The 24,192-nt window shown below is 44.9% G+C and carries 15 protein-coding genes; 10 read left to right on the forward strand and 5 right to left on the reverse strand.

What is annotated here, in order from left to right; translation table 11 throughout:
* Window positions 1-150: 150 nt before the first annotated feature.
* Entirely contained in the window at window positions 151-1,587 is a 1,437-nt protein-coding gene (locus AB6E08_RS11795; RefSeq protein ID WP_371708214.1) for a DUF2867 domain-containing protein, read from the reverse strand.
* Window positions 1,588-1,683: 96 nt separating this feature from the next.
* Here AB6E08_RS11795 and AB6E08_RS11800 point away from each other — a divergent pair, with 96 nt between their 5' ends.
* From AB6E08_RS11800 to nhaA, 5 genes are all read left to right on the forward strand, one after another.
* Complete coding sequence (locus tag AB6E08_RS11800) at window positions 1,684-3,057, forward strand: MATE family efflux transporter (protein WP_372066411.1); 1,374 nt, start codon at window positions 1,684-1,686, stop codon at window positions 3,055-3,057.
* 122 nt (window positions 3,058-3,179) lie between these two features.
* Entirely contained in the window at window positions 3,180-3,851 is a 672-nt protein-coding gene (locus AB6E08_RS11805) for an ABC transporter ATP-binding protein (RefSeq protein ID WP_009847080.1), read from the forward strand.
* Complete coding sequence (locus AB6E08_RS11810; RefSeq protein ID WP_372066407.1) at window positions 3,832-6,285, forward strand: ABC transporter permease; 2,454 nt, start codon at window positions 3,832-3,834, stop codon at window positions 6,283-6,285. Before AB6E08_RS11805 ends, AB6E08_RS11810 begins: the two co-directional genes overlap by 20 nt.
* Complete coding sequence (locus AB6E08_RS11815) at window positions 6,275-7,423, forward strand: lipocalin-like domain-containing protein (protein WP_372066404.1); 1,149 nt, start codon at window positions 6,275-6,277, stop codon at window positions 7,421-7,423. Before AB6E08_RS11810 ends, AB6E08_RS11815 begins: the two co-directional genes overlap by 11 nt.
* A 275-nt stretch (window positions 7,424-7,698) precedes the next feature.
* Window positions 7,699-8,862 (forward strand): Na+/H+ antiporter NhaA, encoded by a 1,164-nt coding sequence (gene nhaA / locus AB6E08_RS11820; protein ID WP_029222855.1) that lies wholly within the window; start codon window positions 7,699-7,701, stop codon window positions 8,860-8,862.
* A gap of 237 nt (window positions 8,863-9,099) precedes the next feature.
* Here the strand turns inward: nhaA and AB6E08_RS11825 are convergent, their stop codons facing one another.
* A complete protein-coding gene (locus AB6E08_RS11825; RefSeq protein WP_372066403.1) occupies window positions 9,100-9,711 on the reverse strand; it encodes an OmpA family protein in 612 nt (203 codons plus the stop codon).
* Complete coding sequence (locus AB6E08_RS11830; protein ID WP_017079061.1) at window positions 9,711-11,018, reverse strand: TolC family outer membrane protein; 1,308 nt, start codon at window positions 11,016-11,018, stop codon at window positions 9,711-9,713. Before AB6E08_RS11830 ends, AB6E08_RS11825 begins: the two co-directional genes overlap by 1 nt.
* A 300-nt stretch (window positions 11,019-11,318) precedes the next feature.
* On the opposite strand from AB6E08_RS11830, the gene AB6E08_RS11835 reads away from it, so the two are divergent.
* From AB6E08_RS11835 to fabV, 4 genes are all read left to right on the forward strand, one after another.
* The gene (locus tag AB6E08_RS11835; protein ID WP_372066400.1) at window positions 11,319-15,128 is read left to right on the forward strand and encodes a VCBS domain-containing protein; all 3,810 of its coding nucleotides are present in this window, start codon (window positions 11,319-11,321) and stop codon (window positions 15,126-15,128) included.
* Window positions 15,129-15,568: 440 nt separating this feature from the next.
* Window positions 15,569-16,198, forward strand: a complete 630-nt coding sequence (locus AB6E08_RS11840) for a TetR/AcrR family transcriptional regulator (protein WP_009847073.1) — start codon at window positions 15,569-15,571, stop codon at window positions 16,196-16,198.
* Window positions 16,199-16,253: 55 nt separating this feature from the next.
* On the forward strand, window positions 16,254-18,536 hold the full coding sequence (locus tag AB6E08_RS11845; RefSeq protein WP_017101462.1) for an acyl-CoA dehydrogenase: 2,283 nt from the start codon (window positions 16,254-16,256) through the stop codon (window positions 18,534-18,536).
* Between the two features lie 209 nt (window positions 18,537-18,745).
* Window positions 18,746-19,948: an enoyl-ACP reductase FabV gene (gene fabV / locus AB6E08_RS11850; RefSeq protein ID WP_009847071.1), complete on the forward strand. Its 1,203-nt coding sequence runs from the start codon at window positions 18,746-18,748 to the stop codon at window positions 19,946-19,948.
* Window positions 19,949-20,123: 175 nt separating this feature from the next.
* Here fabV and AB6E08_RS11855 read toward each other — a convergent pair whose 3' ends face one another.
* Together AB6E08_RS11855 and AB6E08_RS11860 are read right to left on the reverse strand one after the other, a co-directional pair.
* Entirely contained in the window at window positions 20,124-21,806 is a 1,683-nt protein-coding gene (locus AB6E08_RS11855; RefSeq protein WP_012604238.1) for an aspartate:alanine antiporter, read from the reverse strand.
* Between the two features lie 247 nt (window positions 21,807-22,053).
* Window positions 22,054-22,317: a GrxA family glutaredoxin gene (locus AB6E08_RS11860; RefSeq protein ID WP_009847069.1), complete on the reverse strand. Its 264-nt coding sequence runs from the start codon at window positions 22,315-22,317 to the stop codon at window positions 22,054-22,056.
* Window positions 22,318-22,827: 510 nt separating this feature from the next.
* On the opposite strand from AB6E08_RS11860, the gene AB6E08_RS11865 reads away from it, so the two are divergent.
* On the forward strand, window positions 22,828-24,120 hold the full coding sequence (locus AB6E08_RS11865; protein ID WP_017101463.1) for an iron-containing alcohol dehydrogenase: 1,293 nt from the start codon (window positions 22,828-22,830) through the stop codon (window positions 24,118-24,120).
* Window positions 24,121-24,192: the final 72 nt, after the last annotated feature.

Here is a 24,192-nt window from a genome sequence, read left to right on the forward strand (position 1 = left end):
TAGTAAGACTCGCTACACTGTGCGATCTAAACACCTTAAATGATAGGTGTTGGCCTAAATGGCGGTCTTTTTCTAGCAAGAAGCTGTGGAGGGAGTCTCATCTATAGCTCTTAATTTCTTCGTATCTCGTTGCCGGATCTCGAATCTGCTTTAATCCTTCATCTGCTCTTTAGCCTGCTTCTCAATCGCCTTCACCATGCCTTTAAAGATAAACAGGTGAGCTGGCATCATCGCGAACCAATACAGTAAGCCTAAAAAGCCTTTTGGATGCCACCAAGCCGAGATGTTTAGTTCACGTGAATCACCGTGGTCAGAGACGGTAATCTCGAGTCGCCCCAACCCCGGGCCTTTCATGCCGAAAAGCAGAGATAAAAACTGGTTTTCTTCACAACGAATGACTTTCCACGAATCGATTTTATCACCGACTTTTAGGGTCGGTCCTTCAGGCATTTGTCTAACCGGCACACCACCGCCAAAGAGAAGATCTAACCATTCGCGTGTGCGCCATAGAGCATTAGCAAAGAAGTAACCTTGCTTCGGACTTCCTATTTGCTGAGCAACGTGCCAGAGGGAATCTAAGGATGCGCTTGAGGTGATACTTGCCCCTGTTTTCTTCGGGTAATAGCCATACCCAGCTTGCCAGCGCTTGAAGGCGGTTTTGTCAAAGCCCCAAACATTACTTTTTACGAAGTTGCCTTCAGAATGAATCGCTTGCTCAACCATGCTGTCGAATGAGATAAGTTTCTGAGGGTACTTTTCTCTAATGATGGTCGAACTGGCAATAAAGTCATGCTTTAAGCCCGCGAGAAGCGCTCTGCCTATGTTGGACGGAACAGAAGTCACCACGCCTAGCCAATAAGACGCAATTTGCGGTGTGAGTAGCGATGTCGCCCACAGCCTGAGTGGACGATCGGCTGTTTTGGCAATGTGAGCAAATTGATTTCGATAAGAGACAATATCTGGCCCGCCAACCTCGAAAGTTTGGCTTTCGCTAGGCGTGTCTTGTGCGAGTTTTAGTAGATAGTGGTTCAGGTTCTGCAAGGCAATAGGGTTGGCTTTAGAGTCGACCCATTTTGGCGCAATCATAATAGGCAAGTTGTACACGAAGTCTCGCATGATCTCGAACGCCGCAGAGCCGGGGCCAATGATCACGCCTGCTTGAAGTTCGGTCACCGGTACTGGTCCTTTACGAAGCAGTTGTCCGGTTTGTTTTCTCGCTTGAAGATGCTCTGAATCACCCGTTTGTGGCTGAAGCGAACTGAGGTAGATGACGTGTTGGTTTTTTGGCCCAAGAGCCGAAACAAAGTTACGAGCCAAGTTGAGTTCGTAATCAATGAAATCATGGCCTTCAGCCATTCCATGTACAAGAAAGAAAATAAGGTCAAAGTCAGGGACGAGCGCTTGTGTCGCAGCTTGATCTGCGAGATCAAGGTATTCAAGTGACAAGTTGTCGTGAGGCTCTGTTCGTGCTTTTAAATAGTCGATATGCCTTGCTGCAGCTGTGACTTGATAGCCTTGCTCAAGCAGGAGAGGGAGGAGCTGCGAACCAACATATCCAGAAGCGCCTAAAACCAGTACTTTCTTCATTGTTACTCCATTTATATCTGTGGTTAAAAACCGAACATTGATATAATAGCGCGATATTTATCTTTATTCATCAATACGTTCCGTTTAGGTATCTCTATGTTGCTCTCTTCAATTATTCATCACACTCGAGGTGATTTTGTTCGTAGGCTTATTGCGATTGCTTTGCCTATTGCTTTGCAGAGCATTATGTTTTCAAGCCGAGGCTTAGTCGATGTGTTGATGTTAGGTCAGCTTGGGGAAGCAGACATTGCGGCAGTGGGGGTTGCGAGCCGTGCAATGTTTGTCACGACCATTATGCTGGTGGGTGTCACCACGGGTGGTGCGTTATTGACTGCGCAATATTGGGGAGCAGGTAACAAGCAAGGCGTCAGAGAAAGTGCGGCGTTGACTTGGCTGGTTTCAACACTGTTTGCATTACTAACTATTGTTTTCTTCGTTTCATTTCCCGCACAAATCATGGGTGTGACGACTGACTCCCAAGAAGTGATCAACCTTGGTGTTGAATATATTGTTATCACCTCGCTTAGCATGCTAGCTGTATCGTGCGTTAGCAGTATGGCTGTAGGTTTGAGAGCGATGCACAAACCCGGGCTAAGCACCTTCTTCAGCGGTATCGGTATCCTGTCTAACGTGTTCTTAAACTGGGTGCTGATCTTCGGTAACTTAGGCTTTCCTGCACTTGGAATCAAAGGCGCAGCGATTGCGACAGTGTTGAGTGGTGCAATCGAAGTGGCGACCTTGTTTGGCTATCTTTATTGTTCAAAGCATCTCTTGGCTTTCAAGTTATGCGATATAAAAGCAGCAGCTTCGATTGAAAAAGTGGTTCGCTTCTTAAAGTTATCGCTGCCGACGACGTTTAACTTTTTGGCGTGGGCAGGTGGCTTATTTGCTTACCACGCGATCATGGGGCAATCGGGCGTTCAAGGACTGGCAGCACTGTCAGTGATGACGCCGGTTGAATCTATCTCACTGAGTTTACTGATTGGCCTTTCGAATGCGGCAGCCGTTCTGGTGGGTAATCAACTTGGCGCAAAGAATAATGAAGCGGTTTATTACCAAGCGTTAGGCTTAACGATTTTGTGTTTCTTGACCAGTATCGTGGTCGCGATTTTTCTTTACTTCGTACAAACGCCAATACTGAATGCTTTTAGTGCACTGACGGAAGAAACCAGAGCCCTCTCAGAAAAGTTCATTCTAATTTTAAGCGTGGGTATTGTTATCCGATCGGTACCGCTGACTGTCATTGTTGGTGTGTTGAGAGCGGGCGGTGATGTGAAGTTCTGCCTTTATCAAGACCTGATTGCCCAATGGGTGATCGGTATTCCGCTCGCCGCGATTGCTGCTATCTATCTGAAGTTTCCACCTGAGTGGATATATCTACTTTTCCTCACTGAAGAAGTACTTAAGTGGGGTGGGTCGCTCTATCGCATGAAAACAAGAAAATGGATTAAAAACTTGATAGGAAATTGAAGTAGAGCGCATCAACCCCATCACTTTATCGTTGGTGTGTGATCTATCTTTCAAAATACTTCCTCCTAACAGGGAATTAGTGTAGATTCTCATTCCAAATTCTAACTAATGTGAGCTGTTTAATGTTAAAGCTGTCAGACCTGTGTAAAGGCTATGTCGATGGGGGGGAGTTTCACCCTGTTTTGCAAGGTGCTGAATTAACATTAAACCAAGGTGATCAGCTGGCATTAATGGGAGAAAGTGGCTCTGGTAAGAGTACTTTGCTGAATCTTATCGCGGGTTTAGACCTCGCCGATTCAGGTGAAATCGCTTTCCCTCACTTCGATATGCACGACTCGACCGAGCGTGACCGCACCGCTTATCGTAGAAACAACATCGGTCATATCTTCCAGCAATTCAACTTGCTACCAACGCTTAACATTGCCGACAACATCCGTTTTTGCCGCCAGTTAAAAGGTTTACCTGAAGATAAGGGGCTCTGGAGACAGATTCTTTCTGCTTTAGACCTGATGCCTTTGCTTGGTCGTTACCCTGAAGAAGCGTCTGGTGGCCAGCAACAACGTGCTGCGATTGCTCGTGCCTTGTATATGGAACCGAAAATTTTGTTGGCCGATGAACCAACGGGAAGCCTTGATGAGCGCAATGCGGAAGCGGTGATGCGTTTGCTGACCTCTTTGGCCCGCCAATTAGAATGTACATTATTGCTGGTGACACACAGTGAGAAAGTTGCATTGCATATGGATGGCAGAATTCGCCTACAAGGAGGGCAACTGCATGTTATGGCCCGTAGTTAAAGCGCTACTTGGTCACTATCGACGTTACCCACTTCAGATTATCTTGGTATGGCTTGGTTTAACCCTAGGCGTATCACTTTTGGTTGGTGTTACCGCTATCAACCAACACGCCAAGCAAAGTTATACGCATGGCGAAAAACTCTTTTCGAATCCTCTTCCTTACCGTATTCGACCAAAACATAACGCGAATAAAATCCCGCAAGGTTTTTACATTCAGCTTCGTCGTGAAGGCTTTCAGCAGTGTTCTCCTTTTGACCACCATAGTATCACTGATGAAAATGGTGCAAACTTTATGCTTATTGGCATAGACCCTGTTTCTATGCTTCAGCTTCAGCCTGGTGCTGCCCTAAAAGAACTCACCACGTTAGATCTCATGAAACCACCATATCCGATCCTAGTGAGTGATGATCTTGCTGAACATATGGAATGGAAGGATGGGGACTACATTCCACTGATGGATGGTTCAGAGCTAGGTCCTGTGGTAGTTGACCAAAATAACCTGATTAATGGTACAAGGTTGATTGCGGATATATCTTTGCTCCGAATGCTTAAACGCAGTGCAGGGCTTTCCGTGATTGCGTGTTCAGACATGTCTCCTGAGAAGTTTGAACGTCTTAAAAACATGTTGCCCAATGGTTTGACAATCTCTCGCAGCTCTAAAGCTGAGCTTGAGTCATTGACTAGCGCTTTTCACTTAAATCTAAAAGCGATGGGCATGCTGTCGTTTGTCGTTGGCTTGTTTATTTTCTACCAAGCGATGTCGCTGTCTTTCATTCAGCGACAACCACTCGTCGGAATCTTGAGACAAACAGGTGTGTCTGGTTGGCAACTGACTAAAGCGCTTTGCTTAGAGTTATTGTTATTGGTTTTACTGAGCTGGATCTGCGGCAATGTATTCGGTGTCATGTTGGCAAACCAACTGTTACCTGCCGTTTCTTCGAGTTTAGGTGATCTTTACGATGCGAATGTGGGCTTAACCCTTAGCTGGAGTTGGCGTTGGAGTGGTTATAGCTTATTAATGGCGTTGCTTGGTGCATTCCTAGCGTGTGCATGGCCATTGGTTCGTTTGCTGAGGTCGCAACCGATTCGTTTGTCATCTCGTTTATCTTTGATGCGTTTTGCTGGCACTGAGTTTACTTGGCAAGCATTGATTGGTTGTGGTTTCTTGGTTGCAGCTGTCGCTGTGTATCAAGCCCCACAAACGCAAGAATCTGGTTTTGCGATTATTGCCCTGATGCTCGTCAGTGTGGCTTTGTTTACGCCTTTCTTGATGTGGAAGCTGTTCAACAGTTTGTCTTATTCACTGCGTTGGGTTCGTGCTCGCTGGTTCTTTGCGGATGCCGCTTCAAGCATGAGTTATCGTGGTGTGGCGACAATGGCGTTCATGCTAGCGTTAACAGCGAATATTGGTGTAGAAACCATGGTGGGTAGCTTTAGGGATACCACCGATAAATGGCTAACACAGCGTTTGGCTGCAGACCTTTACATTTACCCAACCAACAACGCCGCTGCACGTATGAGTAATTGGCTGTCAGAACAGCCTGAAGTCGATTCAGTTTGGTGGCGTTGGGAGAAAGATGTCGCTTCCCCTGTCGGAAGTACCCAGGTGGTCAGTACTGGTCCTTCTGAAGGCGAATTAGAAGCGCTGACGATCAAGTTAGGTATTCCGAATTACTGGTACCACCTGCATCATTCGAAAGGTGTGTTGATCAGTGAATCGATGTCTCTCAAGTTAGGGATTCGCCCAGGCGACTATATAGACCTTTATGACAGTCTTGGCTCTGGTTGGCAGGTTGTTGGTGTTTATTACGATTATGGCAACCCTTACCATCAAGTCATGATGTCACATCGAAACTGGCTATCTGGGTTTGCTGGACGCGGAAATATCGGTCTAGGCGTCATACTCAAAGATGATGTCAATTCCGTAGGACTTCGAAGTCGATTGGAAAGCGTATTCAGGCTTGGATCTGAGCGTATTTTTGATAATAACAATATTCACAGTCAGGCGATGAGAGTGTTTGATAGAACATTCGCGATAGCTGATACATTGGGTAACATCACTTTGGTCATCGCGGTCTTCGGCATCTTTTTCGCGACGGTTGCGGGTGAAGTGTCTCGACAAAGGCATATTTCATTGCAACGTTGCTTAGGGGTCTCGGCAAAAGAGCTGATTTTTACAGGCAGCTTGCAGTTGTTTGTGTTCGGACTTATTTCTTCCTTGATTGCTATCCCGCTCGGATTGGCGTTAGCCAGCTTGATCGTCGATATTGTCATTAAGCAGTCTTTTGGGTGGTCACTCGAATTACAAGTGATTCCTTGGGACTATTTGCAGACATTTGCGTGGGCTATGGCAGCATTAATGTTAGCTGGTGCATTGCCAGTGATGAGAATGATTCGGAACACACCGATGAAATCACTGAGGGATGCGCTTTAATATGCTTCAACGAAATGGCTCAAAAAAACTCAGACACCGATTTGTTTCTGCTCTATTACTGATTGGTTTCTTTGGCACTATTTTAGGTGTCTGGGCTTACTATTCCTATTTTGTCGATGTTGGCGATAAGGGCGAGAATGAGGTTAATTCAGTACTTGTCAGTGAGCACTTCAATGTGTTTGAACCTGTATTGCCAGACCGAGGCGTTTCGTTGCCTCGTGATTTCCAGTTCCACCCAGAATTCCAGCATGAGTGGTGGCATTATTTTGCGTCTCTAAAAGGGGATGATGGGAAAAAGTACTCGGTACAGTGGAGCTTCTTTCGTATAGCAACTGACGAGAGAGAAACTCGGGGGTGGCAAAGCCCACAGGCTTATATTTCAAATGTTGTGATTTCATCTGAATCTAAGGTTTGGAAAGAGCAGCGTTTGGCGCGTGGCGGCATTGGACAGGCGGGTATGACCAGTCATCCATTTAGAATTTGGATTGATAACTGGAACTGGCGTGCTCTGGGTAACACACCGTTTCCAGGTCGCCTTCAAGTACAAACCGATACGTTTGGCCTTGAACTCGACACTATTGCGAAAGGGCCATACGTGCTCAACGGCGATAACGGCTATCAGAAAAAGCACGACTTATTGCCTGTCGCGTCTTATAACTTCAGCGCTCCGTTTTTATCTTTGAGTGGGGTTTTGAATCTCGACGGTGTAACGAAAGAAGTCGAAGGTACTGCGTGGGTGCATAAAGAGTGGGGCAGTGGTTTACTCGGATTCGGTCAGCAAGGCTGGGATTGGTTCGTGTTTAATCTCGATGACGGTACTGCACTGAGCATTAACCGCTATCGCCACAATCAACAATTGCCTTATGTTTTTGGAACATTAGCAACTCGTTCTGGCAAAGTGTATCAGCTAACGGACTCCGACATTTCTATCAAGCCATTACAGAATACGACGCTAATGAATGGCAGAAGAATGCCGCTCCAATGGATTATTAACGTGCCACAACACGATATCAATCTCACTACGCGTATCAAACGTAGGGATATGTGGCTGCCTTTTGTCATACCCTATTGGGAAGGGCCAATTATGGCGAGCGGAAGCCATGAAGCAACAGGCTTTATGCAGTTAACTGGCTACTAAAAAACACCTAAGGCTATCATTTGATAGCCTTTTTTTATGTTTGATATTCCGACAACCCTCGAATTATTTGTGCATACAGCCTTGGTGAACTCATCTATACTTAATTCATGGTGCATAACAATATTATGGAATATACGACGTATTGTTTAGTATTTGTAGGAAAAACCGAAGTTAAACATCCGAAGAAGTGATTATCTATCGATAGAGCTTGGATATAAACTCGTGGTTATTCTTTGTTATTCGTTTATTTAAATAATAAATATAAGGGCGAAATCATGACCGACGTCATCCGTGACTTCTTTAAATTGGAATCTGCTGGCGGCATCATACTAGTCATCGCTGCGGCGATCGCAATGTTTGTAGCAAACTCACCATTGAACGAAATGTACCAAGGGGTACTGCACAGCTATGTTCTTGGTATGTCTGTATCACACTGGATTAACGATGGCTTAATGGCTGTCTTCTTCCTTCTAATTGGCTTAGAAGTTAAGCGCGAACTGTTAGAAGGCGCATTAAAGTCTAAAGAGACAGCAATCTTCCCAGCTATCGCAGCGGTGGGTGGTATGCTAGCTCCTGCACTTATTTACGTGCTATTCAATTCAAGTAACCCTGAAGCGCTTCAAGGTTGGGCTATCCCAGCGGCAACTGATATCGCTTTCGCATTGGGCATCATGGCTCTTCTTGGTAACCGTGTACCGGTAAGCTTGAAGGTATTCCTACTAGCGTTGGCAATTATCGATGATCTAGGGGTTGTTGTTATCATTGCACTGTTCTACTCAGGTGATCTATCGACGCTTGCACTAACGGTTGGCTTCATTGCAACTGGTGTGCTGTTCATGCTAAACAACAAGCATGTAACTAAGCTGAGTGTTTACCTTATTGTTGGTGCAATTCTGTGGTTCGCAGTATTGAAGTCAGGTGTTCACGCAACATTGGCTGGTGTAGTCATTGGTTTTGCTATCCCACTGAAAGGCAATAAAGGAGAGCGTTCTCCGCTGAAACATCTAGAACATGCTCTGCACCCATACGTCGCTTTTGCAATTTTGCCAATCTTCGCATTTGCAAACGCAGGTATCTCACTAGAAGGCATCTCAATTTCAAACCTTACAGGCATGCTACCTCTTGGTATTGCTATGGGTCTATTGGTTGGTAAGCCTCTGGGTATCTTCCTATTCAGCTGGGGTGCTGTGAAAACGGGCATCGCTAAGCTTCCTGAAGGTGTGAACTTCATGAACATCTTCGCGGTATCTGTGTTGTGTGGTATTGGCTTTACGATGTCTATCTTTATTTCATCGCTAGCATTTGGTCCAACGAACGCAGATTTTGATACGCTTGCTCGATTAGGTATCCTGATGGGCTCAACGACCGCAGCTATCTTAGGTTACTTCCTGCTAAGTATTTCTCTACCGAAAACTAAGCATCAAGAAGTAAAGCTATAATTGGTAGGTAAAAGCATAATCGGTAGTAGGTTCGCTTAAGAGGGAGCCTACTCACTGAGTAACAAGTCAATTTCTGAGTAGCAAGAAGAGTCACAGAATCACCTTTACGATTCATGTGACGACAAAGAACAAAAAGCCGTGATGGGTAACCCTATCACGGCTTTATTGATCTTGAAGCTAAGCTGTATTTGTAAGCGAATTTACCTTACATCTTGCGCTTTCAGTGATGATGTCACGTTACTTTTCTAGTGTGGTAAAAATGGTCCACTCTTCAACGATCTGCTCACTTAACCCAACTACGGTCGCGGTTACCTTACGATTCAGTGCGTGTGAAGTAGGATCGTCACCATCGTTTTCTAAGCGTTCTTCACCATAGCCAACAATTCTCACGCGCTCTGGTTCTATACCATTCGACAGTAACTCGTCTTGAACATTGTTTGCTCGTCTTTTTGATAAATCTAAGTTGTATTCGTTGGAACCCACTTTACTCGCGTAACCTTGTATTTCAATCGACGCACTTTTGTAAGTCTCAAGGAATTCAGCCATCGTGCTGATTTGATCAGAAAATATTGGGTTCACTTCAAATGAGTCATGAGCAAAGAGTATTTTTAACTGTCTGACTTCTTCTGCTCGAATCGTTTCACCACAGCCGTCATTGTCGACTTGTGACGCTTCAGGCGTTCCTGGGCAGGTATCACGAGCGTTTACCACACCATCGTTGTCGTCGTCTTGCAGGTCTGCAATCTGTTCTGCTTCAGGTGTCTCGATGTAAGCCTCTTCCTGTTGGCTAGAACAGGCAAATAAAGTCATCGTTAATACGGGAAGTAATAAGTACGTTACTTTCATCATTAATACTCCATAGCCGTTGTCCACTCTTCTGGAATATCAACCAGTAGAGCATTCAATAAAGAACCTGTTGCGTTCATCACTCGGTATTTAGCGTACTGCTCAGAGTAATGGGCATCTAGATAATCTTTACGGGCTTCAAATAGTTCGTTCTCAGTGTTGAGCAAGTCAAGAAGAGTACGTTTGCCTATTCGGTATTGTTTTTCATATGCGATAACGGTTTCCGAAGCTGAATCAACATGATCAGATAGGAAGTTCTTTTGTTGCAGCGTGAGGTCTAAGGCGCTCCATGAAAGGCGAAGGCCTTCTTCCACTTGGCGATAAGCACGATCTCTCAAATCTTTTGCTTTGTTCAATTGGTAAGCAGCAGCTTCAGAATTAGCACTGTCTGTTCCGCCGTTGTACAAGTTATATCTCATTCGCAGCATCGCGAGCGTTTCTTGACTTGAGCCTTCATCGCCACCTGCATCGTCACGCCATGACTGTGATGCCTCAATGGAGAAGGTAGGGTAGTTCACGCCTTTCGATTGTTTGTATTGGAAGTGCGCAGCGTCAACATCAGCTGCCGCGATTTTGATCACGGGGTGTTTGTCTAAGGCATCAACAATGGCGTCTGTTAACGACAAAGGAATTCTAGAAATATCGGCTCTTGGGTAAATTAAACCTAGGGGTTCTTGACCCACCACACGTCTAAATTGGGTATGTGTATCGATTAAATTATTCTGTGCAGCCAATAAGTTACCATGAGCTTTTGCAATCCTAGCTTCTACTTGCGATACATCCGCTGTTGAACCTATGCCAGAATTAGCTCGTTTCTTAATATCTTTATAGATTTTTTTGTGTATTGAAAGGTTACTTTCTGACAGTGCCAACACCTCAGTGGCTTTCACCGCGTCTAGATAGATTTGTGTTACCTCCAGCGCTTTGTCTTCGGCATCTGCAATCAATTGTAAACGAACCGACTCGGCTTCTGCGGCGGTACGATCAATGTCGTACAGAGTCGCGGAACCATCCCACAGCAATTGCGTGAGGGATATCGTCGCTTCCTTTCTTGTTAGATCGGTATCGGGGCCGTTATTTGGTGCAGGATTTATGCCTTCGTAACCAATACCAGCATCAAGGTCGATACTGGGCTTGTACGCTCCTCCTGAGGCATCATTACGTTTTTTCACGCTCGCATATTCGTTGAAGATGCTTTTTATCTCTGGATTCGTTGCCAAGGTAATAGCCACAGACTGTTCCAGAGTTTGAGCGGCGAGTGGTGCTGCAGCAACTAAGCAACACATGATGGATAATTTAAACAATTTCAAAGTAGCTCTCCTTCTACTTTCAATGTCTCATCCGTTTCCCAACCTACGTTTACCGTTGAATTGAGTGAATGGTATTAAACGAAGCTTAGGACATTTGCAAAAAAATGCGAAGTTTGTTGGTTTTTTTTGAATGTAAGTCGCTATTGCCATTGACTAATTTAAAAAGCATCGCATTTCCATGTCTTTAGTGAGTTGATTATCAATAATGCCACTACTAAATTTATTGTAGGAAATAGCCACAGCGCAGAGTGGGATTGGATCCGCGTTTGGTGTGTTCTGGGCAGAAGTGGGAATATGGATATGGGAAATATCAACCTAAGTATACTAGGTCTTGCGAACGGCGTTATAGTGCTCGACGCTCAAGGCCAAGTTAGACGTTTGCCTCCGGGCGAGCAACCAGCTGCTAGCGACGTCATTGTCACTGTCGAAACAACTGAAGAGAGCGTGCCAAACGTTTCTGCACGGTTTGTCGATGACCAAGGTCAGCAAAACGTGATAGACACTGATGATGCGATCGCTCAAGTTCAACGTGCTATTGAAGAAGGGTTTGATCCAACAGAATTGGGTGAAGAGTTTGATGCCGCAGCAGGTGAGCAAGGCTCAAGTCTAACCAACAGCGGTAGGATTGAACGTACAGGGGCTGAAACTCTGGCTTCAACAAACTTTGAAACTGACGGACTTGAATCTCAAGGGCTGTCCGAAACTCAAAGTATTGCTCTTTTCGATATCATTGCTCTTGCGCTTGTTTCAGGTGAAACCAACGTTATTGAGTTTGAACAGGATGAGCCTATTGAAACCGGGGGCGCTTTAACCATTGACGATCCGGACGTTACCTTTATCGCCAAAGATGCGGAAGGCGAAAATGGGTTCGGGTCTTTTGTCGTTAATGAGGATGGCTCGTGGACATTCGTGGCTAACAGTCCATTTGATGAACTTGCTGATGGCGAGCAAATTCAAGATACGACGACAGTGCAAACCTCCGACGGTGGCGAACAAGTCATCACCGTCACCATCATTGGTACTGATGATGCGGCAGTCGCTACCGATGACTCGGGCAGTGTGACTGAGGACATTGATGTAGATGAGATCACCAATCAATTAGTGACGTCTGGTCAGATCGTAATTACAGATGTAGACAGCGACACTCCTACCTATTCAGCTGACGGTGAGTTTAACCTCGTAGGTTCAACAAACGAATCACAGCTAGGCGTATTGAGCATCGACCCTGATGGTGCTTGGACTTACGTAGTTAACAACGACGATGTTCAGTACTTGGATGACGATGAATTCGTTACTGAGGTTTATACCGTGACAGCCAGTGACGGTACCACTAGCGAAGTGACTATCACTATTAACGGTGCCGATGATCCATCTGGCATAACCGTTGGTGAAGGTGATTCAGACACAGGAGAAGTGACTGAGGATGTGGATGTTGATCAAGAGAGCAACAACTTAGCGACGTCAGGGACGCTAACCATCACCGATGTCGACGATAACGACGTCGCTGCTTTCGAACCAAACGGTGTGTTTAACCCAGAAGGTTCGACCAATGATACCGCTCTGGGTTTTTTGACCATTACCGATGGTAGTGAATGGACTTACGTCGTCAACAACGATGATGTGCAATACCTTGACGACGATGAGTTTGTCACCGAGGTTTACACGGTTACTGCAATAGACGGAACCACGAGCGAAGTGACCATTACTATTAACGGTGCCGATGATCCGTCCGAGATTACCGTAGGAGAAGGTGACTCAGACATGGGTGAGGTGACGGAAGATGTCGATGTTGACCCGGAGAGTAACGACTTGATGGCGACGGGAACACTGACGATTACCGATGTTGATGCTAATGATGTGGCGGCTTTTCAACCTAACGGAACGTTTAATCCTGAAGGTTCGACCAATGATACTGCGTTGGGTATGTTGACCATTACCGACGATGGCGAATGGACTTACGTCGTAGACAACGACGATGTGCAATATCTCGATGACGATGAATTTGTCACCGAGGTTTACACGGTGACTGCGATTGACGGAACCACAAGTGAAGTAACTATCACCATCAATGGTGCTGATGATCCATCCGAAATTACTGTCGGAGAAGGTGACTCAGACATGGGTGAGGTGACGGAAGATGTCGATGTTGACCCGGAGAGTAACGACTTGATGGCGACGGGAACACTGACGATTACCGATGTTGATGCTAACGATGTCGCGGCTTTTCAACCTAACGGAACGTTTAATCCTGAAGGTTCGACCAATGATATTGCGTTGGGTATGTTGACCATTACCGACGATGGCGAATGGACTTACGTCGTCGACAACGATGATGTGCAGTATCTCGATGATGATGAGTTTGTCAACGAGGTTTACACGGTTACTGCGATTGACGGAACCACAAGTGAAGTGACCATCACCATCAACGGTGCCGATGACCCATCTGAGATTACGGTTGGGGAAGGTGACTCTGACGTGGGAGAAGTGACAGAGGACGTCGATGTCAATGAAGATACCAACGAACTCTCGGTGTCTGGTACTTTAACGGTTACTGACGTCGACACCAGTGACATGCCTGCATTTAAACCTAATGGCGTGTTTACCCCTGTTGGATCTACTTATGCACTTGCACTAGGAATGTTAACGATTACTCCTGAAGGGGCATGGAGTTATGTCGTTGATAACGATGCGGTTCAATACTTGAACGATGACGACACGGTTATTGAGCGATATGTCGTCACCGCCATCGATGGTGTAGAGCATGTTATCGAGATAACAATCAATGGTGTCAATGACGCACCTGAAGCGACCAGCTTTACGGTCGTTAATGATGAGGACGCGATTATACCTATCCTCTTCGATTCTGAAGATGGCGGCATGCCAGATTACATCTCAGATATAGAAGATGATCATGACGACGTTCCACTTAATATTCGGATAGAAAGTTTGCCAACCAACGGCAGCCTTTTGTATACCGATGAAAATGGCATCACGCGAGAAATTGTGCAGTCTGACGTCGACAACGGTGTGTTGTTTGTTCCAAACAATATCAGCTTCGTTGCCGGGCCAGGAGAAATGTTTGAAATGGGCTTCAGTGGTGACTCTGACGATATGCCAGAGCTCATTGATGGTTTCTATAATTGGGGCGTCGCGATGTCACCAACCGAGAGACTTATTACCCTAGATAACGGCAATACGATTACGGTTACGATTGAAGACAACAATAATAAACCTTTGAAACAGTATCAAGGTGAACAGTCTCATGTCGGTTTTGGTATTGGTGATACCGATGGTAGAGGTATGAACAAACAGGAGACCTTAGTCCTCGATTTTACGAATAACCCATTAGGGGTCGTTGATTTTGGTTTAGATGGTTTGGGTGGTTCATTTAACACCAATAGTAATGTTTATGTTGAAGTACTCTATACCTTTGCTGATGGTACAACGCATACAGAGCAGTATCAGAAAGACCCCGGAGACACCGGAAATAGCCAACTTCTTTATGATTTTAGTTATTCATCACCAGATAATCCGATCGTTGGAATGGAGTTGTCATCGACAGGGGGCAGTTGGGAGTTACGCTATGTCCAAGGTAACGAGGCGGTAACTGAAGACCCGCAGTTTGATTATGTCGCGGTCGACTCTAATGGCGCAGAAAGCACGGTAGAGACGGTCACCATAGATATCGAAGAACCGCAGCAATATAACGTTATTAGTGCAGCGAGTAATGAACCTTTGTATGCCGAGTCAGGCAACGATCTGCTGATTGGAGATAGCGGAGACAACATCTTCACTTGGCTAGACTCTACGCTCGACAATGGGACCGATATCATTAAAGACTTTGAGCTTTATACGGAGGGCGCCGGTGATCTGATTGACCTAAATGATCTACTTGAAGACCCACAAGATGAAACTCAAATGGCCGAGCTGCTTGGCATGATTGAAGTGTCTGTTGATGTAGACGATATCGCACTATCGATTCCAATCAATGGCGGCAGTGATACTCAAACCATAGTGGTTGAAGGTATTGCAACGGAAATGGGAGCTTCGGTTGATCTCGGCAATGATCTTTCGGTGCTAGCCGAGTTAATCAAAAATGATGCTGCCTAGTAGGATCGTGAAATGCTTTGAACTTTAATGTAATGAAAGCCTCCGGTTTCGAGGGCTTTTTTGTGTCTACTATTAACCTAAAAAAAAACACCGTGATCTTAGATAAAAAAAAGCCCAAACCAACGCGGTTTGGGCGGATACAAGTATAGGAGTTAATAAGGAAAATGCAGTAATTAAGAAAACAGTGAGAAACAAGTTTGACGGCCTGTTAAACATCTAAATACTCTGTTTTCTACTTAATTTATGACCCTCGATTACCATTTCAGTTCCCCAAAAATTCATTAATTTTCTCTTTTTAATTAAACGCGTCTCTATTCAATCGCTTAGAACGTAATGCTTACAACTGGTACGACCAATTTGTGAAAATGTGATGTTGCTTGCTTGTTAAATAAATGTTCTAAGCGTATATTTCAAACAGTTGTTTAATACGAGTGATTGAAATGGCACCAAGAAGTACAACCAAAGACAAAATCTTAGATGTGGCTGAAGGCTTATTTGCTGAGCACGGTTTTAATGACACCTCTTTACGCACGATTACGAGTAAAGCCAATGTCAATCTTGCTTCAGTGAACTACCACTTTGGCGATAAGAAGACTCTGGTTCGTGCGGTACTCAATCGTTACTTAGAAGCATTTATGCCAGCATTGCAAGATGCACTAGTGAACTTAAATTTGAACGAAACGTATTCTATGAGTGACGTGTTTGAGTCTTTAAGACAGCCACTAAGGGCACTCAATGATGTAAGGCCAAATGGTACGAGCCGATTTATGTTACTCATCGGTCGAGGCTATACAGATGTGCAAGGCCATTTGCGTTGGTTCATTACTACTCGTTATAGCGAAGTACTGACTTTGTTTACCAACTCAGTAATGAAAGCTAATCCCAACCTCACTCAAGAACAGTTATTTTGGCGATTGCACTTCACCCTAGGGACTTGTGTATTCACCATGGCATCTAGCCAAGCTCTAATAGAAATTGCAGAGAATGACTATGACAGAAAGATAGATGCTAAGGCAGTGGTCGATATTCTTATTCCATATTTGGCCGCTGGCATGTCAGCAAAAGAATAAAACAATAAAAAGCAAAATATTCACAAACAATATAGTGAACAAAAGGATCTGAACTATGAGCTCTCTAAGACAAAAATGGGTAAGTGACCCAGCTTTTAAACTCTTTAAAAAAGTACTACCACCCCTATCTAGCACCGAGAAAGAAGCGATGGAAGCGGGTAGCGTGTGGTGGGACGGAGAGCTGTTTTCTGGTAAACCAGATTTCACTAAGCTTCACCAGTACCCAAAACCTCAGCTGACAGCAGAAGAGCAATCGTTCATGGACAATGAACTTGAAACTTTGCTCGCTATGCTCGATGACCACAAAATTGTCAAAGAAGACCGAGACCTTCCTGAGGAAGTATGGAACTTTTTACGCAAAGAGCGTTTCTTCTCGCTAATTATCGCGAAAGGGTACGGCGGCCGTGAATTTTCGGCGCACGCCAACTCTACAATCGTAACTAAGATTGCAACGCGTAGTATCAGTACCGCGGTTTCGGTAATGGTTCCAAACTCTCTTGGCCCTGGTGAGCTACTGTCTCACTACGGAACTCAAGATCAAAAAGACTACTGGCTTCCACGTCTAGCTGACGGTACAGATATCCCTTGTTTCGCACTAACAGGCCCTGAAGCAGGTTCTGATGCGGGTGGTATCCCTGATGTCGGCACTGTGTGTATGGGCATGCACGAAGGTAAAGAGACACTAGGCATCAAGCTTAACTGGAACAAGCGTTACATTACGCTAGCACCAGTGGCAACGGTACTTGGTTTGGCTTTCAAACTGCACGATCCAGAAAAACTACTGGGTGACAAAGAAGACATCGGTATCACTTGTGCGCTTATCCCGGCAGACCACGAAGGTGTTGTGATTGGTGAGCGCCATGATCCACTTGGTCTTGCGTTTATGAATGGTCCAACACGCGGTCACGATGTATTTATTCCTATGGAATGGCTAATCGGTGGCGCAGATTACGCAGGTAAAGGCTGGCGTATGCTGGTGGAATGTCTGTCTGCAGGTCGTGGTATTTCATTACCCGCACTTGGTACGGCGATGGGCCACCTAACAGCGAAAACGACCGGCGCATATGCTTATGTTCGTAAGCAGTTCGGTATGTCGATTGGTAAATTTGAAGGTGTTGCAGAGAGTTTAGGCCGTATTGGTGGTTTAACGTATCTATTAGAAGCGACTCGTACACTGACAACCACTTCACTGGATATGAAAGAGAAGCCGGGTATCGTAACGGCTATCGCCAAATATCACATGACAGAGATGGCTCGTACTATTCTGAATGACTCAATGGATATCCATTCAGGTCGTGCAATTCAAGATGGCCCAATGAACTACTTGGCTGCGCCTTACCTAGGTATTCCAGTTGCTATCACAGTAGAAGGTGCGAACATTCTAACTCGTAACCTGATGATCTTCGGTCAAGGTGCGACACGTTGTCACCCATACGTATTGAGCGAAATGGAAGCGGCAGCGAACCCAGACGAGAAGCAAGGTGCAAAAGACTTTGATAGCTTGTTGTTCAAGCACATCTCACACGCAACTAAAAACACGTTTGGCGCATTTGGTGCAGCACTGACTGGCTCTAAGTTCATTAAAGCCGACATGAGCGGCCCAACTAAGCCTTACTACCAAGATTTGACTCGTTTGAGCCGTGCGCTTGCAGTGAGTGCGGATTTCGCAATGCTGACACTAGGTGGCGAGCTGAAACGTAAAGAGCTTATCTCTGCACGTTTGGGTGATGGTCTAAGTTACCTATACATGGCTTCTGCTGCACTTAAGAAGTATGAAGACGAAGGTCGCCAACAAGCTGACCTAGACTACGTACACTACGCGGTTCAACACTGTTTCCACAATGCGGCTAAATCACTACAAGAAGCGTACCGTAACTTCCCGAACAAGATGGTTGGTAAAGTACTTAAAGGTCTAGTTTTCCCTGTTGGTAACCACTTCGAAAAACCGAGTGATAACCTAACAGTTCAACTAGCAGAAAGCTTGATGACTCCGGGCGCACACCGTGAACGTCTGACTCACCTTTGCTACATCGGCAAGGAAGAGGATGATAGTGTTGGCCTTATGGAGAATGCTTTCAATGCGATGTACAGCATCAAGCCTCTGGAGCGTAAGATCTTCAAAGCAGTGAAAGAGGGCAAAGTGGCTCGTAAAGGCTTGTTGGCAGACAAACTGGCTCAAGCACTTGCTGCTGACGTTCTGACACAAGTAGAAGTCGACCAAATTGTTGCTGCTGATAAACTGCGTTACACAGCGATTCAAGTTGATCACTTCAGTCATGACTTTAGTGAAACTTTGACGCGAAAAGAGTTAAAACCTAAGCTAAATAGCGTTGCTTAGATAACGAAATGATAAAAGGCACCTAATAAGGTGCCTTTTTTGTTTTTGTCGTAGAAGTCGCAATAGAAGCGTTAACAAATGGTGACTTAGTCGGCAAATATCAGTTGAGTGCTCCAACCACTTGCATTTTCACCACATTTTTACAGAAATTAGATGCCATTTGCGCACGAAACTCTTATCCTTAACCTGATTTTTTAAGGAAGTTGAATATGATCATCAAACCTCGAATTCGCGGATTCATCTGTACTACAACACATCCAGTCGGTTGTGAAGCTAATGTAAAAGAACAAATTGCTTACACAAAAGCTCAAGGCCCAATCGCAAATGCACCTAAACGTGTACTCGTTGTTGGCTCTTCAAGTGGCTACGGCTTGTCTTCACGTATTGCGGCTGCATTTGGTGGCGGCGCTTCAACTATCGGTGTTTTCTTCGAGAAAGCCGGTACTGAGAAAAAGCCGGGCACAGCTGGTTTTTACAACTCAGCAGCGTTCGATAAGCTAGCTAAAGAAGAAGGCCTGTATTCAAAAAGCCTTAACGGCGATGCTTTCTCTAACGAAGCTAAACAGAAAACAATTGACCTGATCAAAGAAGATCTAGGTCAAATCGATATGGTTGTGTACTCACTGGCATCTCCAGTGCGTAAAATGCCAGAGACTGGCGAAGTGATTCGTTCATCTCTTAAACCTATCGGCGAAACGTACACATCTACAGCGGTAGATACAAACAAAGATGCGATCATCGAAGCAAGCGTTGAGCCTGCTACTGAAGAAGAGATCAAAGACACTGTTACTGTAATGGGCGGTGAAGATTGGGAACTTTGGATCAACGCACTTTCTGAAGCGGGTGTTCTAGCTGACGGTTGTAAGACTGTTGCTTACAGCTACATCGGTACTGAGCTAACGTGGCCAATCTACTGGGATGGCGCGCTAGGTAAAGCTAAGATGGATCTAGACCGTGCAGCGTCAGCGCTTAACGAGAAACTAGGCCAAACTGGTGGTACTGCGAACGTTGCTGTTCTTAAGTCAGTTGTGACTCAAGCAAGCTCTGCTATTCCTGTTATGCCTCTTTACATCGCTATGGTGTTCAAGAAGATGCGTGAAGAAGGCATTCACGAAGGTTGTATGGAACAGATCTTCCGTATGTTCAGCCAACGTTTATACAAAGCAGATGGCAGTGCAGCAGAAGTTGATGAAGTGAACCGTCTACGTCTAGACGACCTAGAACTTCGTGATGACATTCAAGAGCATTGTCGTAACCTATGGCCTCAAATCACAACTGAAAACTTAAAAGAACTGACTGACTACGTTGAGTACAAAGAAGAGTTCTTGAAGTTGTTCGGTTTCGGTGTTGACGGTGTTGATTACGAAGCTGATGTAGAGACAGCTGTTGAATTTGATGTAGCTGACATCTAATTCACAAATCAAATAAACGAAATAGGCGCTCATTGAGCGCCTATTTTTTTTGTCTATAGTTTGAGGAAAGTAGTATAGAGGTGTGGAATGAGAAAAGAGATTAAGTAATAAAAAATGCACTAACTCAACGATGAATTAGTGCATTTAAAATATCTAATCTATAACGCTGAATAAACTAGCTAATGATAATGATAAAGGTACCCGCTAAGGTCATCAATATATTGGCTATCGCGTACGTACCCGCGTACCCCAGAGCTGGGATAGTTGAACGAGCGTGGTCATTCACTATGTCCATCGCCGGAGCACAAGTTCGTGCGCCAATGATGGCTCCAAAAAGAAGAGCTCGGTTCATCTTCAGTGCGTAAGCGCCGACTAGGTAAGCGAAGAATACCGGCAGTACACTCACGATAAGTGCTATCCCGATAACTTGCGGACCCACTTGGGTCAAATGCTCAAATATCTTACCACCAGCGCTCAAGCCGATACCGACCATAAAGAACATCAAACCGAGATCTTTGACCATATTCAACGCCCCTTGAGGAACGTAACCGAAGGTAGGGTGGTTCGCTCGTAAGAAGCCAAGCATGATGCCCGATAGAAGAAGACCAACTGCATTACCTAAACCAAATGAGACTTGGCCGAATGTCATGGTGATCAAACCAAACAAAATACCCAGAATGAAGAAGCTACAGAAAGCCGTCAAATCGGCCATTTGGCTGTGAATCGAGATGAAACCAATTTTTTCTGCAAGGCCGTGAACACGGCTCTTTTCACCACTCACCTGCAGTACATCACCTTTAGAAAGTACGATGTTTAAGTCCATCGGCATTTCAATTTGAGCTCTTACTACGCGATTAAGGAAACAGCCGTATTCGGATAAGTTTAAGTCAGATAAACGCTTACCCGCGATGTTGTCGCTTTTAACGACGATCTCTTCTTCAACGATTCGTAGATCGAGAAGGTTACGGTCAAAAACCTCTTTGCCGTTTCGGAAACTTGGATCAAGACGAGCGTGGCTGTCAGGGAAGCCAACTAATGCGATTTCATCGCCTTCTTGCAGAATGGCATCGCCATCAGGGTGGGCAAGAATACCATTACGTCGAATCCGCTCGATGTAGCAACCAGTTTGGCGATAGATGCCAAGCTCACGAAGGTTCTTGCCATCAGTCCAGGTAATTAGCTCTGGTCCCACACGATAAGCTCGGATAATGGGTAAGTAAACCTTACGCTGGCCAGAGGTGCCTAGGCCGCGCTCTTGAGCTATTTGTTCTGCAGAGTCGTGTAGGTTTACTTTCTGAAGCTTTGGAATAAGGCGGGCAAACATAATCATACTGATTAAGCCGACTAAATAAGCCATCGCGTAACCTACAGAGAGGTTTTCTATAACCAGACCCAGGTCCATGTTTCTTGGCACTTCAGCTAAACCTGAATTGAGTGCATCTTGCGCACCAACTAATATTGGTGTTGCAGTTAGTGCTCCCGCCATCATGCCGGCGGAAAGTCCGAAACCAAGACCTAAATATTCGCTGCAAAAATAAGTAAGGGCAATAGCCGTAGAAAGTACAACGAGGCTAAGAATGAGGTAATGCTTACCGTCTCTGAAGAATATACCGAAGAAGTTGGGGCCAGCTTCAATACCTACACAGTAAATGAAGAGCATGAAACCAATCGTGAGAGCGTCGGCGTTAAAGGAAAAGCCAAGATGTCCCATGATAAGAGAAGTAATCAGAACACCGATTGAATTTCCTAGTTGGAGACTACCGAAACGAATTTTACCAATGGCGAGGCCAATAGATAACACAACAAAAATGAGAAGGATGGGGTTTTGTTTTAACAGCAAGACAACGTCGATATTCACAGTGATTGCTCAATAATTAGCGTGAAACACAGGATCAGTTTGAGGAATGAATTGTATCTAAATATAAATAAATTATAAGTGCTATTTTCAATTTTATTCGATATTGACCTTAATCTTACTCCGGTTGAAAAATTGTCATAAAAAAGCCCGCTGCAATGAGCGGGCTTTATATCAATCATACAGTCTAACTGTTTTATCTATCAGCTGTTTAGGCTTTAGCCTCGATTTTCGTTTGAGAAATTCCAGCTTAGTCGAAAAGACCTAGGTTTTCTTTTGCGTATGCTTCAAATTCTGTGCAGCCGCCAATGTGATCTTGGTCGATGAAGATTTGTGGAACTGTGTCTACAGGTTTACCAACAGTCTTCTCTAGGTCAGCTTTGCTGATGCCTTCAGCGTGGATGTCAACGTAACGGTAGTTGAAGTCATCGCGTTTAGCTTTAAGAGTTTCAGCATGCTCTTTTGCGCGAACACAGAATGGACAAGCAGGGCGACCAAAAATAACTACAAACATTTAATTTCTCCTAAATACGGGATGAGGCTCGTTAACTCATTTATGTTAACTATTCTTTTATGAATGCCACTCAAAATTTCTTAAAACCAACTATGCCTCAATGGCATGGGGAAATAAAGATGGAATTGCCTCTTAATACGATAGGTTTTGCCTATCAGCGCAAATATTAATCATAAAAGGCTAGAGTCTTGTTTACTGGCCACTGTCATCGTGAATTCCCTCAATATTAGTATGTGAATTACCCCTAAGATTGCAACTTTAGTCGATATTTAGTGCGACAAGTTGCACTTTGTCAAAAAAATCAAACGCAGAACGAGGCATCCTTTATCTAGGTATGGAACCATATTCTGTAAGCAGTCTGAAGTAATGATGTTTTAGTGCATTCGTATTTGGGGTGCCGAGATTGTGTTGTAAATACGAAAATCGAATTTCAAATGTGAAATCCAAGAGACCAATTTCCTAAAAACCAAGAGTTCGCAGTTTTGTTCGGTCATAGACGCAGGAGGCACCATGTTTCAATTTATGACATCTACAAAGATCATCTTTGGTGATGGAGCACTCTCCGCTTCATTGTCTCTCTTTAATCAATACGGTTACAGCGTGCTATTGGTGACTGGCAATACATTAGAGCGCACTTCAATAGTCACTGACTATCTCGATGCACAGAGTATGCGTTATCAACACATTGCCGTATCCGGTGAACCTAATATCAAAATGGTTGAGGAGGCTGCTATTTCTGCACGTCGATTTAAGCCAGATATGGTTGTCGCTATGGGGGGCGGTAGCGCCATCGATATGGGCAAAGCGTTAGCCGCGGTTTTACCTAACCAAGGTAGTTTGTATGACTATGTTGAAGTCGTTGGGCGTAATGTCCCTCTTAAAACCAAACCGCTTCCGTTCATTGCGATTCCAACCACAGCGAGTACAGGTGCAGAAGTCACTAAAAACGCGGTGCTGAAATCAGGGCAAGACCAAGTGAAAATCAGCCTTAGAAACCCAGACATGCTGGCTGACGTTGCGATTGTTGACCCAACCCTAACTCATGGTACGAATCTGTATTTATCGGGGCGAGGTGCTATGGACGCATTTACCCATCTAATGGAAGCCTATGTGTGCGGTGAACCGAACCCACTGACTGATATGATCTGTGAAGAAGGCTTACGTAAGCTGAGTGGTTCTGTCATTCAGGCGTGTATCTACGATGAACCTCAAGCGCGTTCTGATCTCGCGTTTTCCTCTATGTTAGGGGGAATAGCGATAACTAACGCCAAACTTGGCGCTGCGCATGGTTTAGCTTCTGCGCTAGGTGGCAAAATCTCGGCTCCTCATAGTGTGATAACTGCACGTTTAGCACCATTTGTGATGTTAGAGAATATAGCTGCTGCGAAGGAGCAGCAGAGGAGTGACATCCTAGCGCGTTATCAGCGAATTTCTCAGATAGTGACAGGTAACGTAGAAGCAACAGAGGAAGAGGCAATTTCTTGGTTGTCTGAAGTGTTGGATACGCTCAAGCTTCCAAGCTTACTGGAATTTGGTGTCTGTGAAGCCCAGTTTGATGAGGTGTCTGCCGACGCGCTCAAGTCGGTGGCGATTAAAGGGAACCCTTTACCGCTGAACCAAGAACGACTCGTACATATTCTGAAGAAGGTTTGCGAGAAGTGTGGTTGTGTAGAAGGGCATCATGAGGGAGCTTCAATGAATCAAATTGAGCAAGAGCCTGCCGCCGAGTCGAGCTTTACCATTATCAATTCTTATGCGTCCGAGAACAGCGTGGTTGAGAAGGGCAATAGCTGGACTATCTAACAGTCTTCAATCTGCTCTTGGCATAACCAGACACAGTATAATCAATCACAGCACAAACCCATTTAAACAGAC

This window comes from Vibrio sp. 10N.247.310.24 (assembly GCF_041467175.1).
GTDB lineage: Bacteria > Pseudomonadota > Gammaproteobacteria > Enterobacterales > Vibrionaceae > Vibrio > Vibrio tasmaniensis_A.

What these genes read in the sequence shown, in the direction of transcription:
- AB6E08_RS11840 (WP_009847073.1), top strand. Translation starts at nt 15,569, where the DNA reads ATGGCACCAAGAAGTACAACCAAAGACAAAATCTTAGATGTGGCTGAA.
- AB6E08_RS11800 (WP_372066411.1), top strand. Translation starts at nt 1,684, where the DNA reads ATGTTGCTCTCTTCAATTATTCATCACACTCGAGGTGATTTTGTTCGT.
- AB6E08_RS11860 (WP_009847069.1), bottom strand. Translation starts at nt 22,317, where the DNA reads ATGTTTGTAGTTATTTTTGGTCGCCCTGCTTGTCCATTCTGTGTTCGC.
- AB6E08_RS11815 (WP_372066404.1), top strand. Translation starts at nt 6,275, where the DNA reads ATGCGCTTTAATATGCTTCAACGAAATGGCTCAAAAAAACTCAGACAC.
- AB6E08_RS11805 (WP_009847080.1), top strand. Translation starts at nt 3,180, where the DNA reads ATGTTAAAGCTGTCAGACCTGTGTAAAGGCTATGTCGATGGGGGGGAG.
- AB6E08_RS11810 (WP_372066407.1), top strand. Translation starts at nt 3,832, where the DNA reads ATGTTATGGCCCGTAGTTAAAGCGCTACTTGGTCACTATCGACGTTAC.
- fabV (WP_009847071.1), top strand. Translation starts at nt 18,746, where the DNA reads ATGATCATCAAACCTCGAATTCGCGGATTCATCTGTACTACAACACAT.
- AB6E08_RS11795 (WP_371708214.1), bottom strand. Translation starts at nt 1,587, where the DNA reads ATGAAGAAAGTACTGGTTTTAGGCGCTTCTGGATATGTTGGTTCGCAG.
- AB6E08_RS11865 (WP_017101463.1), top strand. Translation starts at nt 22,828, where the DNA reads ATGTTTCAATTTATGACATCTACAAAGATCATCTTTGGTGATGGAGCA.
- nhaA (WP_029222855.1), top strand. Translation starts at nt 7,699, where the DNA reads ATGACCGACGTCATCCGTGACTTCTTTAAATTGGAATCTGCTGGCGGC.
- AB6E08_RS11825 (WP_372066403.1), bottom strand. Translation starts at nt 9,711, where the DNA reads ATGATGAAAGTAACGTACTTATTACTTCCCGTATTAACGATGACTTTA.
- AB6E08_RS11845 (WP_017101462.1), top strand. Translation starts at nt 16,254, where the DNA reads ATGAGCTCTCTAAGACAAAAATGGGTAAGTGACCCAGCTTTTAAACTC.
- AB6E08_RS11835 (WP_372066400.1), top strand. Translation starts at nt 11,319, where the DNA reads ATGGGAAATATCAACCTAAGTATACTAGGTCTTGCGAACGGCGTTATA.